Below are 17,225 nucleotides of genomic sequence, written 5' to 3' on the forward strand. Positions count from 1 at the left end.
CGGGGGGGGGGGCTTGTCCGCGCGGGTGTGTCCCGGGCGGCGCGCGGGGGGGGGGGGGGCCCCGGCGCCGCTTCCGTGTCACCACTGAACCGCTTTACCTCGCGAATGGACTGCCCTAGCATGGGAGCGCTTCCATAGATGGCCGTCCCGGCAGTCGCGGTTGCCCGACCGCCGTACGGGACCGGCCGTTCCGCCCCTCTGAGGAGTCCCCATGTCCAGAAATTCGCGGCGGTCGCTGCTCGCCGCGCTCGCGGCGGTGCTCGCGGCCGTCACCCTGGCGCTGCCGTTCGTCGGCGCCCCGGCCGCGCGGGCCGCCGATCCGCGCGACAGCTTCATCACCCGCTGCGGCATCCGCTTCTGCCTCGACAACCGGCCGTACTACTTCGCCGGCACCAACACCTACGACGTGTTCACCTTCGGCTACGACTGGCTGCCCGGCGAGCAGTACGTCGACAAGGCCAAGATCGACGCGCACATGCTCCGGCTGCAGAACGACAAGGTGCAGGTGCTGCGCCTGTGGATGTTCAGCCACGAGGACTGGATGGGGTTCGAGGCCGCCAAGGGCGTCTACACCGAGGAGGCGTTCGTCCTCTTCGACTACGTCATCAAGTCCGCCCGCGAGCACAGCATCCGGCTCATCCCGGTGTTCGAGAACTTCTGGGAGGCGTACGGCGGCATCGACAAGCGCCTGGCCTGGGAGGGCCTGCCCACCGGGTACGCCAACCGCTGGCGCTTCTTCAACAAGACCGCCTGCCCCGGCTGCTTCACCCAGTACAAGAACTACGTCCAGAAGGCGCTGACGCGGACCAACTCGATCACCGGCGTGGCCTGGAAGAACGACCCGACGATCCTGGCCTGGGAGCTCATGAACGAGCCCCGCTACCCCGACGCCACCCCCAACGAGAACACCACCGGCACCACGCTGCGGGCCTGGGTCGACGAGATGGGCGCGTACGTCAAGAGCCTGGACCCCAACCACCTGCTCGGCACCGGCCAGGAGGGCCAGGAGACCGCCTACGGCTACGGCGGCGACTCCGGGGGCCCGTTCGTCTACATCCAGCAGTCGCCCTACATCGACTTCACCTCGGCGCACATGTATCCGACCGAGGGCTGGGCGGGCCTGAACTACGCCTCGGCGCGCACCCTGCTCAAGAAGTGGATCAGCGACTCGCACACCCTGGTCGGCAAGCCGTTCTTCCTCGGCGAGTGGAACGCCCACGACAACAAGACCACCTGGTGGACCGAGATCTATGCCGAGATGGAGGCCAGCGGCGGCGACGGGGACGCGTTCTGGTGGTATCCGGCCAACACCAACTGCGGCGGGTTCGACTCGGGTGAGGGGTGCGCGGAGCACGCGGTATTCCGTACCCACTCGCAGAACATGGCCGCCAAGAGCGGCGTGGCGGTCAGCCCGAGCCCGTCCCGGTCGGCCAGCCCCTCGCCGAGCCTCTCGCCGAGCCCGTCGCGGTCGGCCAGCCCGTCCCCGAGCGTCTCGCCCAGCCGGTCGGCCAGCCCGTCGCCGAGCACGAGCCCGAACACCGGGGCGGCCTGCCGGGTGACGTACCGCATCGACAACTCCTGGCAGGGCGGCTTCAACGCCTCGGTCGTCATCGCGAACACCGGCACCACCACGTTCACCAACTGGGTGCTGACGTTCACCCTGGCCAGCGGCCAGACCGTGGTCAACGGCTGGAACGGGATGTGGACCGTCAGCGGCAGCACGGTCACCATCACCGCGCCCTCCTGGGCGCCCAACCTGGCGCCGGGCCAGAGCTGGACCGCCAGCTTCACCGGCGGCGGAACGACCGCCGTACCGAGCAACTTCAAGCTCAACGGCGTCGCCTGCGCCACCGCCTGACCCGACCGTCCGTACCCGGACACGACGAGGGCGGGCCGATCACCATCGGCCCGCCCTGGTCCACAGCCTCAGGGCTCCTGCGGCTCGTCCGGGTCGTCCGGGGTCGGCGAACCCGGGCCCACCCATGCCTTGTCCGGGTCGCCCGACGGGGGCGCGCCGGGCCCGACCCAACCGCTGGCCTCGGCGTCCGGCTTCGGCGAACCGGGGCCCACCCACTTGTCAGATCCGGAGACCTGCTCGACGTTCTCCACCACTCCCAGCTCCTCAAGCTCGGCGAGGGTGACCGCGTCGATGTCGACAAGCTCGCCAACGCCGTGTGCGACCCCGAAGGGGTCGGTCCAGGCGACCGCCAGTCGCACCAACATCGTTTGCTCGGCCTCCCCCGCGATCGGCACAATTCGATCGAACAGCGATCCACCAGGACCGCGACCAACGTCACGGTCTTGTGTGCACGAAACTGTAGCCGCGCGGCGGTGTTGCCGTACGCCCCTTGTCGAGTTAGCTACACCTGGACGACAACATTCCCGGTGGTCAGGCCATACTGGACCTCCGGCGAACTGGCGGAGACGTGAACACCCCTACTTGCGTGCACTGTTCCCGAGTGGCGGGCCCGGACGACAGGTTCTGCGGCGGCTGCGGGGCGAGCCTCACCCCACCGTGTGTCCACTGCGGACGCGCGGTGGCCTTCGGCGACGCGTTCTGCACCGGTTGCGGCAGTCCGCTGACCTCCCCGACGGCAGCCGTCGTGCACGAGGACCGGCGTCAGGTCAGCGTGCTCTTCCTGGACATGGTGGGCTTCACCACCTTCTCCGAGCAGGTCGACCCCGAGCAGGTGCGCACGCTGCAGCAGGAGTACTTCGCCACCGTCCGCCAGGTGGTGCGCCAGTACGGCGGCGTGGTCGAGAAGTACATCGGCGACGCGGTGATGGCCATCTTCGGCGCGCCCGTGGCGACCGAGACCGACGCGCTGCGCGCGGTGCGGGCCGGGCTGGAGGCGCAGCGGGTGCTCGGCCGCGGCCGCCTGGCCGAGGCGATCGCCTTCCGGGCCGGGGTCGCCACCGGCGAGGCGCTGGTGGACGTCGGTGCCGCCCGCGACGGCGGTCAGGCCATCGTCGCCGGGGACGTCGTCAACACCGCCGCCCGACTACAGGCCGCCGCCGAGCCCGGCTCGGTGCTGGTGTGCGCCGAGACCGCCCGCGGCACCGCCGACGACATCGAGTACGACGAGCGTCCGGCCCAGACCCTGCGCGGGCGTACCGCCAGCACCCGTGTCTTCCTGGCCGTCGCGGCCCGACTGCGCCGACGCGACCGGGACGAGTCCACCCCCATGGTCAACCGCGACCACGAGCGCGGCCTGCTGGTCACCGCGCTGCACCGCACCATCCGCGACCGCAGCACCCAACTGGTCACCGTGTTCGGCCCGGCGGGCATCGGCAAGAGCCGGCTGCTGCGCGAGCTGTTCCGCCACGCCGAGCGCATCCCCGACACCACCGTCACCTGGCGGGTCGGCCACTGCCCCCCGTTCGGCGAGAACGTGACGTTCGCGGCGCTGGCCGAGATCGTCAAGGCACAGGTCGGCATGCTGGACACCGACGACGAGGCGACCGCCCGGACGCGGCTGGAGACCGCGCTCAAGGCGATGGTCGGCGAACTGGAGGCGGCCCGGCTGGCCGACGCGCTCGGCCCGCTGGTCGGCCTGCCCGGCGCGGGCCTGAGCCCCGGCGAGACCGAGTCGGCCTGGCGACGGTTCCTGCTGGCGATGACGACGGCGTCGCCGACCGTGCTGGTCTTCGAGGACATGCACTGGGCCGACGAGGCGATGCTGCGCTTCGTGGAGATGCTCGGCAGCATCGGCCCCGGCGTGCCGCTGCTGGTCGTCGCGACCGCCCGGCCCGAGCTGCGCGAGCGCCGTCCGGACTGGACCAGCGCGGTCACCGGCGCGGTGTCGGTGTCGCTGGGCCCGATGCACGACGAGCACATCGCCGCGATGTACCGGCTGATGTTCGGCCAGGCGGTCTTCCCCAGCACCGGGGTCGCGCCCCTGGTCGAGCTGGCCGGTGGCAATCCGCTCTACGCCCACGAGTTCGTCCGGATGCTGGTGGAACGGGGTGAGCTGCGCCCGGTCGGGGCCAACTGGGCGCTGGCCGACACCACGCCGATGCCGCAGACCGTGCAGGCGGTCATCGCCAACCGCCTCGACCTGCTCGACGGCACCGACCGCGCGGTGCTGCAGGCCGCCGCGGTGGTCGGCAGCCAGTTCTGGCCCGGCCCGGTCGCCGCCGCGCTCAACGTCACGCCCGACGTGGTGGTGCGCTCGCTGCGCCGCCTGCAGCAGCGCGACATCGTCGCCGAGCACCCCACCTCCGCCATGGCGGGCGAGCCCGAGTACGGCTTCCGGCACGTGCTCGTCCGCGACGTCTGCTACCAGCGGCTGCCCCGGGCCGAGCGGGTCAGCAGGCATCAGCGCACCGCCGACTGGTTGGAGCAGATCAGCGACAACCGGGCCACCGACCTGGCCGAGGTGCTGGCCAACCACCGGTGGGCGGCGCACGAGATCGCCCGCACGCTGGGCATGGACCCCACGCCGTACGCCCAGCCCGCCCGCAACGCGCTGCACCGGGCGGCGCGGCGCGCGTACGCCCTGCACGCGCTGGACGCCGCGGCCGTCCTGGTCGACCGCGCGCTGAGCCTCAAACTCGACGCCGACCCGGTGCTCGAACTGTTCGCCACCGAACTGGCCCTGTTCCGCGACACCGGCTCGTTCGCCGACGGCAGCGGCTTGCGGCAGCTGTCCGACCTGGTCGAGGAGCTGACCCGGGCCGGTGAGCGGGCCGCCGCCGCGCGGGCGCTGACCCTGCTCGGCACGGTCGCCTGGAGCCGCGCCGACCGCGCCGCCACCCTGGCCTACCTGGACGCCGCCGTCGAACGGTACGAGGAACTGCCCGAGACCCTGGAGAAGGCCGAGGCGCTGCTCGAGCTGGCCCGGGTGCACATGATGAACTTCGAGACCGAACCGGCCATCGCCGCGTCCGAGGCCGCCGCCGACATCGCCGACCGGCTCGGGCTGGCCGAGGCCCGCGCGAACGCCCGCATCACCTCGGCCACCACCCGCTACCAGGCCGGGGACCCCACCGGCTTCGCCGACCTGGAGCTGCTCACCAACCACTGCCGCGAGCACCGGTTGACCAGCCGCCGCCGCGCGGTGCAGAACCTGGCCTGGGCCTGCCTGGAGGAGGGCGACCTCTCCCGGCACTACCGGCTGCTGACCGAGCAGCGCACCGTGGACGTGGCGGGCGGGCTGAGCCTGGCCACCAACTTCCACAAGGAAGCGGCCGACGCGTACTTCGCGGGCGACTGGGCGACCCAGGTGCGGGCGATCAGCGAGACGATGCGCACCGACGCCGCCGAATGGGACGCCACCTCGGTGCTGACCTCGTCCTGGATCCGGGTGCTGCGCGGCGAGCCGACCGACGACGACGCGATCGAGAAGGTGCTGCACCTGGCCCGGGGCAGCGGTTTCCACCGGGTGCTGCGGGGCGCGGCGGCGCACGCGGCGCTGTGCCGAGCACTGCAGGGTCGGACCGACCAGGCACTGTCACTGCTGTCCGAACTGGACCGGGACTGGCGGGCCCGGGTGACGCTGCCGTACGGCGAGTGGGCGGCCGCGGCGGGACACGCGGGCAGCCTGCTCGGCGAGGAGGCGGCGGCCCGGGTGCGCGTGATGCTGGAGCTGTCGCCCCGGCGTACGCCCTGGGTCCTGGCCGCCCTGGCCACCGTCTCGGGCGACCACCTCACCGCGGCGACCCACTTCGCCCGCATCGGCGACGCCAGCGACCGCGCCCTGTCCCTGTCCTGGGCCGCCCGCGCCGGCGCCCTCCCCCAGCCCCTCCTCACCGAGCTGCACGACTTCGCCGCCCGCAACCACGCCCCCCACCTCCTCCCGCCAACCCCACCCCGCCGCCCCCGCACCCCCCGCAAACCACGTTGATCATGAACCTTTGGCACGGTTCGGCGGCGTGTCCCAGGCACAGCTTCCTGATCACCGGCCCAGGGCTCGGCGTGGCCGGTCAGGCGTGGCCGGTCAGGCGGGGCCGGTCAGGCGGGGCCGGTCAGGCGGGGCCGGCAGAAGGAGTGAGACGGGTGGTGAGGGCGGCCAGGTCGGGGAGGAACCAGAGCTGGCGGCCGCGGTTGGACTCGTACACGAAGTCGCGCAGAGCGGTGCTCGCCGTGACGTGGTGAGCGATGTCACCGAGCACGGCCAGGCGCAGCCGGTAGTTGACGAACTTCTGCGCGATCTCGCCCGCCACCCGCGTACGCAGCGCGAAGAAGTCCTCGTCGAGCCGGGTCACCGGTAGCGCCACCCACTCGGCGCCGCTGCCCAGTGCGTCCCCGATCACGTCGGTGATGTCCCGTTCGGTGTAGGCGGGCCCGTCCGCCGGGTACACCAGCACCGCCAGCCCGTTGATCTCCACCAGCTCCGCACGCACGACTGCCCCTTTACCGACGCGACAAATCGCCCACGCTAACGACCCCGACTACAGGCCGCATCCCGATTTCCGGGATGCCGCCCCTTCCACAGGTTGTCGATCAGGAAGCCGTGCCCGCGCCACGCCGTCGAGCCGTGCCACAAGTTCATGATCAACCGGGGGGTGGCGGGGTGGTCAGCCGACGGGGACGGGTGGGGTGGGGGCGGGGGCGTTTTTGAGTTTGGCGGCGTAGATGTCGACGTATTGGCGGCCGGAGAGGTCCATCAGCTCGTACATGATCTCGTCGGTGACGGCGCGTTCGACGAAGCGGTCGCCGGCCATGCCGGCGTAGCGGGAGAAGTCGAGCTGGGGGCCGAAGCGGATGCGGACGCGCATCACCTTCGGGATGATCTTGCCGGTGGGCTGGACCACGTCGGAGTTGAGCATCGCGACCGGCACGACCACCGCGCCGCTCTCCAGGGCCAGCCGTGCCACGCCGGTCTTGCCGCGGAACAGGCGGCCGTCGGGCGAGCGGGTGCCCTCGGGGTAGATCCCGGCCAGGCCTCCCGCGCGCAGGACACGCAGCTGGGTGTCCAGGGCCGCCTGAGCGGCCCGGCCGCCGGTGCGGTCCACCGGGATGGTGCCGGTGCCCACGAAGAACATCTTGGTGAGCCAGCCCTTGATTCCCTTGCCGGTGAAGTACTCCGCCTTCGCCACGAAGGTGACCTTCCTTTTGACCACCAGCGGCATGAAGATGGAGTCCGAGAAGGAGAGGTGGTTGCTGGCCAGGATCGCCGGACCGGTGGCGGGCACGTGCTCCAGCCCTTCCACCTGCGGACGGAAGATCAGCTTCAGCAGCGGCCCGAGGATGACGTACTTCAGCAGCCAGTAGAGCACTTAGTCCCGTCCAGGTCTGATTGGGCGAACGTGGCATGCATCGCAGAGCCTACTGCCGCAAGTCGGGGGAAACGTGTCAGGATTTGATGCGGTGCCCACCGGCGCCGACCGAGCCCCTACCGCCGCCAACGCCCCTACAGCCGCCAAGGAGTGTGCCAGGTGCCAGCCACCGACGACCCGGACCGCACCCCGGCCGAGCCGGCACGTCCCGGAAACTCGGGCGACCAGGCCACGCCTGAGCAGGTGGACGCCGAGTTCGCGCGGATCGTGGCCGCCTTCGACCAACCGGTCGCCACGCCGACGTGGCCCGCGCCCGAAGAAGCGCCGCCCAGCAGCGGCGGTGCCGCCACCGGCACCGGCCTCATCTGGCCGACCGGCGGCCCGATGCTGAACCGGCCCGTGCTGTCGGGCGACCCCCGCGCGGTCGGACCGCAGGACCCGTCGCTGCTCGACGGGCTGGACACGTTCGGGGCGGGCCTGCCCGACGACACCCCGGAGGAGTTCGTCCCGCCGCCGCCCCCGCCGCTGCCCAAGATCCCGTTCGCGGCCGTGCTGTCGGTGTTCGCGATCATCTTCGGCTTCGTGCTGTTCTTCGACACGAGCCTGCTGCCGCTCAGCGAACAGGTGAACATGCTGCTGGCGCTGACCGGCATCCTGGGCGGCGCGACCGCGCTGGTGCTGCGGCTGCGCCCCGGCGACGAGGACGACGACCTGCCCCACGACGACGGCGCGGTGGTCTGACCGGCCCGACTGGGTGCCCGGCCGGAGGTCCGGCCGGGCGGTGACCGGCGGGGTCAGTTCGACTTCTCCAGCCAGTCGAGGATGGCGTCGATCGGCTCGCGCCACCGCGTGTCGAGCATCAGGTCGTGGCCCATGCCCGGGAACAGCAGCGGGGCGCCGCCGTAGTGGCGGGCGACCCGGCGCAGCGCCGAGGCGGACACGATCCGGTCGTCGGGGCTGCCCACGACCAGCACCGGCGGGTCGCCGACCGGCGGCTCGGGCTTGCGCCCGGCCAGCAGCTGCCACTGGGCCCGGCTCGAGGCCCGGCCCAGGCGGGCGGTGTAGGCGCGGCCCGCGCTGGCGGGCAGTTCCCGGCTGAACAGCTGCCCGGCGGGCAGCCGCAGCCCGGCGCCGAACGCGGCGGGCAGGCTCACCATCGGGTTGCGCAGCGCGGTGCCCAGGCCACCGAAGACCGGCGACAGCAGCACCGCGGCGCGGGCCGGGTAGCGCGCGAGCGCGTGCGCGGTGACCAGGGCGCCGGCGCCGTGGCCCACGATCACCGCGCGGCGCGGCAGGCCCGCCGCGGCCTGGGCCACATCGTGGGCGTACGCGCGCAGGTCCGCCTTCTTCACCGGGGCGCTCTCGCCGTGCCCGCGCAGACTCACCGCGTACGCGGCGAACCCGCGGTCGGCGGCGTGCTCCAGCCAGTGCTCGGCGAAGACCCACGCCCCGTGGCCGAAGCCGGGGACGAACAGCACCGGCGGCTTGCCCTCGTCGACCTCGGGTGTGGCCCGGCGCAGTTCGCGGCGCGCGGGCGGGACGGGGAACGCCCACTCGCGGGCGCGGATGACCTTCATCGGGCCGCCCCTTCGACGCTGACCTCGTCAAGCAGCCGCTGGACCGCCTTGAGGTACGTGGTGTGGCTGATCTCGAACCAGTGCCGGGACGTGTCCTTGACCTTCGCCGAGGTCCAGCGTCGGTCGAGCTCGGACTCCAGCTTGCGCTGCACCGCGACCGCCTTGGCCGGGGCCGCCTCGCGCAGCCGCAGCATGCGCGCGAACAGCACCATCTGCCAGTGCACCAGCGGCAGCAGGCCCGAGTCGGGTTGCAGCAGCCCGGCCACGGCCAGCGTCGGCTGGCGGCGCGGGAACGCGTGCAGGGACAGTTTCGGGCGCCCCTGCGCGTCGATGCCGAGCAGGGCCGGGTCGATGAACTCGAACTTCGTCTCGTACCCGGTGGCCAGCACGACCAGGTCCGGCTCGATGATCTCGCCACCCTTGAGTTCGACGTCGTTGCGGTGGAACCGCGCGATGTCGCCGACCGGGGTGATCGAGCCGTGGCCGAGGTGGTAGACCAGCTGGCTGTTGACGATGGTGTGCGTCTCGTAGATCTTGTGGTCAGGCTTGGGCAGGCCGAACCGGGTCAGGTCGCCCACGGTCGACTTGAGCGTGCGGTGTGCGATGAACTGCCGCGCCTTCAGCGGCAGGCGCAGCCACAGCATCAGGTCGTTGACCTGGTCGGTGGGGCGGCCGAGGGTGAACTTCGGGGTGTACCAGTACCCCCGGCGGCTGGAGTGCCAGCACTTGCTCGCCTGCTGGGCCGCCTCGACGGCGATGTCGCAGCCGGTGTTGCCCGCGCCCACGACCAGCACCTTGCGCCCGCGCAGCTGCGCGGCGTCCTTGTACTGCGCCGAGTGGATGACCTCGATCTTGGTGTCGTCCAGGCCCTCGTAGACGGGGCGCTTGGGCGACCAGTTGTGCCCGTTGGCGATGACCACCGCCGCGTACCGGTGGATGCGCTCGCCGCCGAAGCCGCCGGTGGAGCGGGTGGTCACGTCCCAGCGGTCGCCCTCGGCGGGCTCCACCTTCACCACCTCGGTGCCGAACCAGATGCTCTTCTTCAGGTCGAAGTGGTCGGCGTAGTGCTCCAGGTACTCCAGCACCTGGGTGTGCTTGGGGTAGTCCGGCCAGCTGTCGGGCATCGGGAAGTCGGGGAACTGGGTGAACGGCTTGGATGAGATCAGGTGCGTGCCGGCGTAGACCGGGCTGCGGTTGTGCCGCCAGTTCCAGGCGCCGCCGACGCTGGTCTCGCGCTCGTAGCAGTCGACGCCGAACCCGTGCTCCTTCAGGTTCTTCATCGCCGTCAGGCCGCTCGGACCGGCACCGATCACGCAGACCGTGCCACTGCGGTCGTACACCGGCCAGCCGTCGCGCCACGCAGTCGCGGGGCCGCCGAGCTCCGGATCGCCGTAGCCCGTTGAATAACTCACCCGCGACCTCCACCCGAGCATGACCGAAAGACGCAGTGCATCTTTCCCGGTGGCGGGCGCGGTTGTCCATACCGGGCGGCGGGGCGAAACGGTCAGGCCAGGTCGACCACCAGCGGGTAGTGGTCACTGGCCCGGACCGCCTGCTCGGTCTCGTGCACGCGGTAGTCGACCAGCTCCAGCCGCCGGTCCAGCAGGATCGCGTCCAGCCGCCGGTCCACGCCGTGGGTGGGGAACGTGCCCTGGTCACCCCGGCCCGCCAGCGCCGCCGCGTCGGCCAGCTCCTCGGTGAGCAGCCCCCACGAGGGGCCGCCGGGCGTCTCGTTGAGGTCGAGGCCGACCACGATCGGCTCGCGCACCGCCGCCAGCGCGGGCCGCAGCAGCGCCGCCTGCGCGGGGCGTTCCACGTCGTCGGTGGACAGATGCGAGCCGACCACGACGAACGGGTCGCGGCCGTACACCTCGCAGCGGGCGAAGACGGCGCCGCGCAGGTGGCGGCCGGGGGTGAGCGGGTAGCGCAGGCACCAGTGCTCGCGGACGCGTACCCGGAGATTGGTCATGATCACGTTGCCCAGGCCGGGCAGCCCGCCCGCGCCCATCACCAGGCCGAACGAGTCGGCCAGCTGGGCACACTTGGTGCGCCAGCGCCAGCGGCGCGGTGCCTCCTGCACGATCAGCACGTCCGGGTCCAGGTCCCGGACCACCGAGGCGAGCGCGGAGAGGTCGTCGCGCAACGAATGCACGTTGTACGACACGACGCGCAGAGTCATGCCCAACGCTTCTACCCCCTCACCCTCCCCTTGCCACCGCGCCACGCCGGACGCGCGGCGTCGCAGGGCGTCGCCGGAAGGCGCAGTTTCGGGGAAAGTGCCCGAAAGCGGACCAAGATTCGCGCAGCTTCCCCGAAACTGCACGCCCCCGCGCGACGCTCGGGGCGCCCAGCGGGAGGACGGAGCGGGAGGACGGAGCGGGGGGCACGGGGCGGGGGCGCGGAGCGGCGGGGAAGGGGCCCGCCACCGGCGAGCGGCGGCCGGTGGCGGGGCGGTGCTAGCGGCGGGCGAGGTCGGCGGCGCCGACGAGGCCCGCGACGTTGCCCATCTTCGCGGCGCGCAGCTCGGCCACCGGCAGGCGGCCGCGCTGGGCGAGCGCGTCGAGGTAGGACTGGCGGGTGGGGGTCATCAGCAGGTCACCGGCGTCGATGACGCCGCCGCCGACGACCAGCACCTGGGGGTCCAGGATCTGCACCAGGTCGGCCAGGCCCTGGCCGAGCCAGTAGCCGATCTGTCCGAACGCCTCGATCGCGACCTCGTCGCCGGCCTGCGCGGCGGCGGTGACGATGGGACCGCTGATCCCCTCGACCCGGCCGTCGGCCTTCGACAGCAGCAGCTCGGCCCGCTTGGGCTCGGCCTGCGCCCCGGCGCGCGCGAACCGCACCAGCGCGTTGCCGCTGGCGTACTGCTCGATGCAGCCGTGCCGACCGCAGCCGCACTTGTGCCCGTCGGGCACGGCGAGCATGTGGCCGATCTCGGCCGCGATGCCGTGCGCACCCCGGACCAGGTTCCCGCCGAGCACGATGCCGCCGCCGATGCCGGTGCCGACGGTGAACATCACCATCGAGTCCTCCGCGTCGGCGGCCGCGCCGTAGCGGAACTCCGCCCACGCGGCCACGTTGGCGTCGTTCTCGACCACCACGGGCAGGTTGACCGCCTTGGCGACGTACTCCCGAAGCGGCTCGTCTCGCCAGGCCAGGTTGGGTGCGAAGAGCACCGTCGACCGACTGGCGTCAATCCAACCGGCGGCGCCGATGCCGACCGCGTCCACCGCATGATCGGTGGACAACTCCTTCACCACATCGATGATCACGTCCCGGGTCGCGGCGACGTCGCCGGCCGGGGTGTCGCGACGCGAGGTCGCGATTACGGTGCCGTCAGGATCGACCACACCGCCGAGCACTTTGGTGCCACCGATGTCCACGCCGATGGTGAGTGCCACGGCCGAACCCTTCCTTGCTGGGCTTGCCGGCGGTGACGACAGGGTGCCACGCCGTACGACGGATCATCCCCGCTCGCGCCGGGACCGGAACTGCTTGCGCATCACCCTAACGCCGTGGCGAGCTGCCACAAGCCTCGCCCGGCAAAGATCGATGTCAGAGCTCGGCGGGCGGGTGTGGTGTCGCCTTGCGGACAGCCTTCTTAGCTGGCTTGACACCTTCGGGTGTCGCCGGGGTTTCCGGCTCAGAAATTCCCGGTGTCTGTTTCGCGACAACCTTCTTGGCAATCTTCTTCGCGACCTTCTTGGCGGCCGGTGCCGCCGCCGGGCCGGATGGCGTGTCGCCCGCGGCCGCACCGGAACTCGCTGCGGCCTCCGGCGTGTCGTGGCCGTGCCCGCCGTACGTCGCGTCGCGCCACACGTCGTCGGTGCCCGGCCGGGCCGCCGACACGCTGCGCAGGAAGCTGGCCAGGCCCGCGGCAAGGTCACCGGCGCCGGTGGCGACCCGCTCGACGAACTCCGGGTCGGGGTCGCGCACGGCGGCGATCACCCGGCACAGCGGGCAGACGCAGCACTCGGCCGAGCCGGTGGCCAGGTGCGGGTTGGCATTGGCGGCCAGGGTCGCGGCGGCCAGCGCGGCGGCGACGAGGCGCTCGGCCTCTTCGCGGGCGGTTCCGGGGGAGATGTCCATGTCGCTCAGCCCGCCGCTTCCACGCGCTTCTTGAGCTCCTTCAACGCGGTATCCATGATCGCCTTCTCGGCCTTCTTCTTGAACATGCCGAGCATGCCGATGCTGAGGTCCACCGAGAGCGTGTAGGTCACGGTGCAGGTGCCGTCGCCGTTGTCGACGATGTCGTACGACCCGTCCTGGGCCTTCTGCATCTTCGACGGCGCCACCAGGTGCCACTCGATCCGCGAGATGTCCTCGGCGTAGTCGTACTGCAGGGTGTACTCGTCGGCGACCATGCCCGCGTCGATGACGAAGCGCACGGTGGCCGGGTAGCCGTCCTCGTACTCCTCCAGCACTTCCGCGACCTTGATGGCCTGGGTCCAGCGGGGATACGAGGCATAGTCGCAGATGACCTCGGCGATGCGGGCCGGGTCCGCGTTGATCACGATCGACTGGGAGGAGGAATCCGCCATGACCAGCAGGCTACCGGTCGAACCCGGCACGGTCGCGACGCGGCGCCCCACACGCCCGCGATCGGCCGCCGACCGCATCGGTAAAGGAGCGTGACATCGCCGCAGGCGATGTAGCGACGCGCCGATGCGGTCGGCTTCAAAGGCCGATCGCCGCGCCCGCGAAGGCGGGCGCCAACAGCACAGCCGATCGTCGCGCCCGCGGAGGCGGGCACCAGCAGCACTTGCGACGGCGCTACAGTGCCGGGGGCGGGCGTTCACGCGGCCGTTGGGCGGGCGCGCCCGACGGGCGGCGGGAGGGCCGCGCCTACGGGCGGCGCGAGTGCGCCGCGCGCCCGAGTGAGTGTGCGAAGGAGCGCATGGTGCGGCAGTTCTCGCAGGCCCCGGTGGTGACGATCGACGACACCGCGCGGCTGACCGACCCGGTCTGGCTCAACGCGGCGGAGGTGCCGCAGCTGGTCCAGTTCTCCCGGCGCACCGCTGGGGGCTGGGCCGACGTCACCTGCGCCCAGTTCCACGCCGAGGTGGTCGCCACGGCCCGCGGCCTGGTCGCGGCCGGGGTCCAGCCCGGTGACCGGGTCGCCCTGATGAGCAAGACACGATACGAGTGGACGCTGATCGACTACGCGATCTGGGCCGCCGGCGCCGTCACCGTGCCCATCTACGAGACCTCCAGCACCGAGCAGGTGCAGTGGATCCTGGCCGACTCCGGCGCGGTCGGCTGCTTCGCCGAGACCGCCGCCCACGAGGCCGTGGTCCGCGAGGCCGCCCCCGAACTGGGCCGGGTCTGGCGGATCGAGGGCGGCGACCTGCCCACCCTGGTCAGCCTGGGCGCCGACGTCGACCCGGCCGAGATCGAGGCGCGCCGCACCGGCGGCAGCGCCGACGACCCGGCCACGATCGTCTACACCTCGGGCACCACCGGCCGCCCCAAGGGCTGCGTGCTGACCCACCGCAACATGCTCTCCGACATCGGCAACGCCATCCCCGCCCTGGACGTGCTGTTCACCCCGGGCTCCTCGACCGTGCTGTTCCTGCCGCTGGCGCACGCGTTCGCCCGGCTGCTGCAGCTGGGCGTGGTGCAGGGCCGGGTCAAGACCTCGCACACCGCCGACGTGAAGAACCTGGTCGAGGACCTGGCCGCGTTCCAGCCGACGTTCCTGCTGAGCGTGCCGCGGGTGTTCGAGAAGGTGTTCAACAGCGCCCGGCAGAAGGCACAGGCCGGCGGCAAGGGCGGCGTCTTCGACAAGGCCGAGGCGGTGGCGATCGCGTACAGCCGGGCGCTGGACGCCCCCGGCGGGCCGGGCCTGGGCCTGCGCCTGAAGCACAAGGTCTTCGACCGGCTCGTCTACGCCAAGCTGCGCGCCGCGCTGGGCGGGCGCTGCCGTAGCGCCATCTCCGGCGGCGCCCCGCTGGGCGACCGGCTGGGCCACTTCTTCCGCGGCGCGGGCCTGCTGGTGCTGGAGGGCTACGGCCTGACCGAGACCTCGCCCGCGATCACCTTCAACCGGGCCGACGCGCAGAAGATCGGCACCGTCGGCAAGCCGCTGCCCGGCGTCACCATCGCCATCGCCGACGACGGCGAGATCCTGGCCCGCGGCGAGGTCATCTTCCGGGAGTACTGGAACAACCCGGCGGCCACGGCCGAGGCGGTCGACGCCGACGGCTGGTTCCACACCGGTGACCTGGGCGCGCTCGACGACGAGGGGTTCCTCAGCATCACCGGGCGCAAGAAGGAGATCATCGTGACCGCGGGCGGCAAGAACGTCGCCCCGGCCGTACTGGAGGACCGGGTGCGGGCCCACCCGCTGGTCAGCCAGTGCATGGTGGTCGGCGACCGGCAGCCGTTCATCGGCGCCCTGATCACCATCGACCCCGAGGCGCTGCCCGGCTGGCTGGCCGAGCGCGGCCGCCCGGACACGCCCGTTTCGCAGCTGTGCGACGACCCCGACCTGCGCGCGGAGATCCAATTGGCGGTGGCCGAAGCCAACCGCGCGGTGTCGGCGGCCGAGGCCGTTAAGGTGTTTCGCATTCTGCCCCGTGACTTCACCGAGGCCACCGGTGAGCTGACCCCGTCGCTGAAGGTCAAGCGCGCGGTCGTGATGAAGGAGTATGCGGACGAGATCGATGCCATCTACCACCGCTGACCGCAGAAGCCTGATCCGCCGGATCCCCGCCTCACAGATCACCGCGATCGCCGTACGCGGGATCATGTTGGCGCTGGTCACCGTGCTCATCCTGGCCGCCACCCGCGACGTCGCCGAGCTGCGCTGGGTCGTGCTGCTGGTGCTGGCCGGGCTGCCCGCCGTGATCGCGCCCCGGCACCGCTTCGCCGCGCCACTGGGCCGCTTCGCCGAGGTCATCCTCGTCGGCCTGGGCGCCAGCGCCGTCGCGCTCGCCGCCGACCAGGTCGGCACCGTGACCGACGGCATCGGCGCGGCCGCCCTGCTGCCGTACCTGGCCGTGCCGATCACCGCGGCGATGCTGCAGAACCGCCCGCTGGAGTCGGCGGGCCTGCTCGGTGTGGCCACGGTGGCGCTGGCCGCCGCCGGCTGGTTCACCGTCACGCCCGACGGCACGCGCCAGCTGACCGACGTCGGCTACATCGCCATGTGCGCGCAGTGGCTGATCCTGGCCGCGATCGGCACCATCACCACCGGTGCGATGCAGCGCGCGGCGCTGGCCCGCCGGGCGCCGCAGCCCTACGCCGAGGCCACCCGCCTGCTGACCCAGCTGCGCCAGGTGGCCCGGCAGCTGCCCGGCGCCACGCTGGACCCGGGCAGTATCGCCGAGCACCTGCTGGAGGAGCTGCGCCCGCTGGGCCGCCCGCAGCGGGCCGCGGTCTTCGCCGCCAGCGGCGCGGGCCGCCTGGTGGTGCTGGCCCAGTTCGGGGTGGAGGCCGACGACACGTCGACCCGGGCCGCCTGGGAGACCAGCCTGGACTCCGACTCGGCCGTGGCCGACGCGTGGGCCAGCCAGCAGCCGCAGGTCTCCGGGCGCACCCAGCTGCGCTCCCGCGAGCAGAACGGGCCGGTCTCGGCCCTGGTGGTGCCGCTGGTCGCGGGCGTACGCACGGTGGGGCTGGTGGCGTTGGAGCGCGACGGGGCCAACGGCTACCCGCAGGCGCTGACGAACCGGATCGTGAACACGGCGACCCCGGCCGCGCTGCGGCTGGAGGCGGCGCTGCTGTTCGAGGAGGTCCGCTCGATCGCCACGAACGAGGAGCGGCAGCGACTGGCCCGCGAGATCCACGACGGCGTGGCCCAGGAACTCGTGATGATCGGGTACGGAGTGGACAACGCCCAGGCCACGCTGCCCGAGGGCGCCGAGGACACCGCCGAGGAGCTGCGCGTGCTGCGCAGCGAGATCACCCGGGTCATCACCGAGCTGCGGCTGAGCCTGTTCGAGCTGCGCAGCGAGGTGGACCGGCACGGCGGCCTGACCGCCGCGATCGCCGAGTTCGCCCGCATCTCGGGCAACCAGGCGGGCCTGAAGGTGAATCTGTCTCTGGACGAGGCCGGGCGCCTGCCCGCCTCGATCGAGTCGGAACTGCTGCGCATCGCGCAGGAGGCCATCACCAACGCGCGCAAGCACGCCGCCGCCGCCAACCTGTGGGTGACCTGCACCGTCGACCCGCCATACGGCCTGATCGAAGTGTCCGACGACGGTCAGGGCATTCCTGACGAGCGCACGGACGGGCGCTACGGTCTTGCGATCATGGCGGAGAGGGCGGAACGTATCCGTGGCCGGCTCGAAATTCGACCTCGGGACCCGGTCGGGACGACAGTTGCCGTGGTCGTGGGTGGTTCCCCTCGACAGGACACCAGGGCGACGCGATAACGTGTGACACTCCTCAGCGGCAGCGGGGGGGTGTCAGAAGGGAATTTAG

At 72.0% G+C, this 17,225-nt stretch carries 14 protein-coding genes; 5 read left to right on the top strand and 9 right to left on the bottom strand.

Features of this window, described 5'->3' with window-relative positions; genetic code table 11:
* Positions 1-211: 211 nt before the first annotated feature.
* A complete protein-coding gene (locus KUA19_RS20505; RefSeq protein ID WP_217397835.1) occupies positions 212-1,858 on the top strand; it encodes a cellulose binding domain-containing protein in 1,647 nt (548 codons plus the stop codon).
* A gap of 68 nt (positions 1,859-1,926) precedes the next feature.
* On the opposite strand, the gene KUA19_RS20510 is transcribed toward KUA19_RS20505, so the two are convergent.
* Positions 1,927-2,223, bottom strand: a complete 297-nt coding sequence (locus tag KUA19_RS20510) for a hypothetical protein (RefSeq protein ID WP_217397837.1) — start codon at positions 2,221-2,223, stop codon at positions 1,927-1,929.
* Between the two features lie 203 nt (positions 2,224-2,426).
* Here KUA19_RS20510 and KUA19_RS20515 point away from each other — a divergent pair, with 203 nt between their 5' ends.
* Positions 2,427-5,846: an AAA family ATPase gene (locus tag KUA19_RS20515; RefSeq protein ID WP_443623179.1), complete on the top strand. Its 3,420-nt coding sequence runs from the start codon at positions 2,427-2,429 to the stop codon at positions 5,844-5,846.
* Between the two features lie 121 nt (positions 5,847-5,967).
* Here KUA19_RS20515 and KUA19_RS20520 read toward each other — a convergent pair whose 3' ends face one another.
* Together KUA19_RS20520 and KUA19_RS20525 are read right to left on the bottom strand one after the other, a co-directional pair.
* Complete coding sequence (locus tag KUA19_RS20520) at positions 5,968-6,345, bottom strand: DUF4180 domain-containing protein (RefSeq protein ID WP_217397840.1); 378 nt, start codon at positions 6,343-6,345, stop codon at positions 5,968-5,970.
* A gap of 174 nt (positions 6,346-6,519) precedes the next feature.
* Positions 6,520-7,221, bottom strand: coding sequence for a lysophospholipid acyltransferase family protein (locus KUA19_RS20525; protein ID WP_217397842.1), 702 nt, complete (start codon positions 7,219-7,221; stop codon positions 6,520-6,522).
* 159 nt (positions 7,222-7,380) lie between these two features.
* On the opposite strand from KUA19_RS20525, the gene KUA19_RS20530 reads away from it, so the two are divergent.
* Positions 7,381-7,962 (top strand): hypothetical protein, encoded by a 582-nt coding sequence (locus KUA19_RS20530; RefSeq protein WP_217397844.1) that lies wholly within the window; start codon positions 7,381-7,383, stop codon positions 7,960-7,962.
* Between the two features lie 53 nt (positions 7,963-8,015).
* Here the strand turns inward: KUA19_RS20530 and KUA19_RS20535 are convergent, their stop codons facing one another.
* The 6 genes from KUA19_RS20535 to KUA19_RS20560 all read right to left on the bottom strand — a co-directional run bounded on the left by KUA19_RS20535 (position 8,016) and on the right by KUA19_RS20560 (position 13,339).
* On the bottom strand, positions 8,016-8,798 hold the full coding sequence (locus KUA19_RS20535) for an alpha/beta hydrolase (protein WP_217397846.1): 783 nt from the start codon (positions 8,796-8,798) through the stop codon (positions 8,016-8,018).
* Positions 8,795-10,210, bottom strand: coding sequence for a flavin-containing monooxygenase (locus tag KUA19_RS20540; protein ID WP_308167538.1), 1,416 nt, complete (start codon positions 10,208-10,210; stop codon positions 8,795-8,797). Before KUA19_RS20540 ends, KUA19_RS20535 begins: the two co-directional genes overlap by 4 nt.
* Before the next feature lie 92 nt (positions 10,211-10,302).
* Entirely contained in the window at positions 10,303-10,977 is a 675-nt protein-coding gene (locus KUA19_RS20545; protein WP_217397850.1) for an endonuclease/exonuclease/phosphatase family protein, read from the bottom strand.
* 277 nt (positions 10,978-11,254) lie between these two features.
* Positions 11,255-12,199 (bottom strand): ROK family glucokinase, encoded by a 945-nt coding sequence (locus KUA19_RS20550; protein ID WP_217397852.1) that lies wholly within the window; start codon positions 12,197-12,199, stop codon positions 11,255-11,257.
* A 154-nt stretch (positions 12,200-12,353) separates the two neighbouring features.
* The gene (locus KUA19_RS20555) at positions 12,354-12,887 is read right to left on the bottom strand and encodes a hypothetical protein (RefSeq protein WP_217397854.1); all 534 of its coding nucleotides are present in this window, start codon (positions 12,885-12,887) and stop codon (positions 12,354-12,356) included.
* 5 nt (positions 12,888-12,892) lie between these two features.
* Positions 12,893-13,339, bottom strand: coding sequence for an SRPBCC family protein (locus KUA19_RS20560; protein ID WP_217397856.1), 447 nt, complete (start codon positions 13,337-13,339; stop codon positions 12,893-12,895).
* Positions 13,340-13,698: 359 nt separating this feature from the next.
* Between KUA19_RS20560 and KUA19_RS20565 the strand changes: the two genes are divergently transcribed.
* The gene (locus KUA19_RS20565) at positions 13,699-15,483 is read left to right on the top strand and encodes an AMP-dependent synthetase/ligase (RefSeq protein WP_217397859.1); all 1,785 of its coding nucleotides are present in this window, start codon (positions 13,699-13,701) and stop codon (positions 15,481-15,483) included.
* On the top strand, positions 15,464-17,176 hold the full coding sequence (locus KUA19_RS20570; RefSeq protein WP_217397861.1) for a sensor histidine kinase: 1,713 nt from the start codon (positions 15,464-15,466) through the stop codon (positions 17,174-17,176). The genes KUA19_RS20565 and KUA19_RS20570 overlap by 20 nt, the downstream gene beginning before the upstream one ends.
* The last annotated feature ends 49 nt before the right edge of the window (positions 17,177-17,225 follow it).

Origin of the sequence: Catellatospora tritici (assembly GCF_019083965.1) — a bacterium.
Taxonomy (GTDB): Bacteria; Actinomycetota; Actinomycetes; order Mycobacteriales; family Micromonosporaceae; genus Catellatospora; species Catellatospora tritici.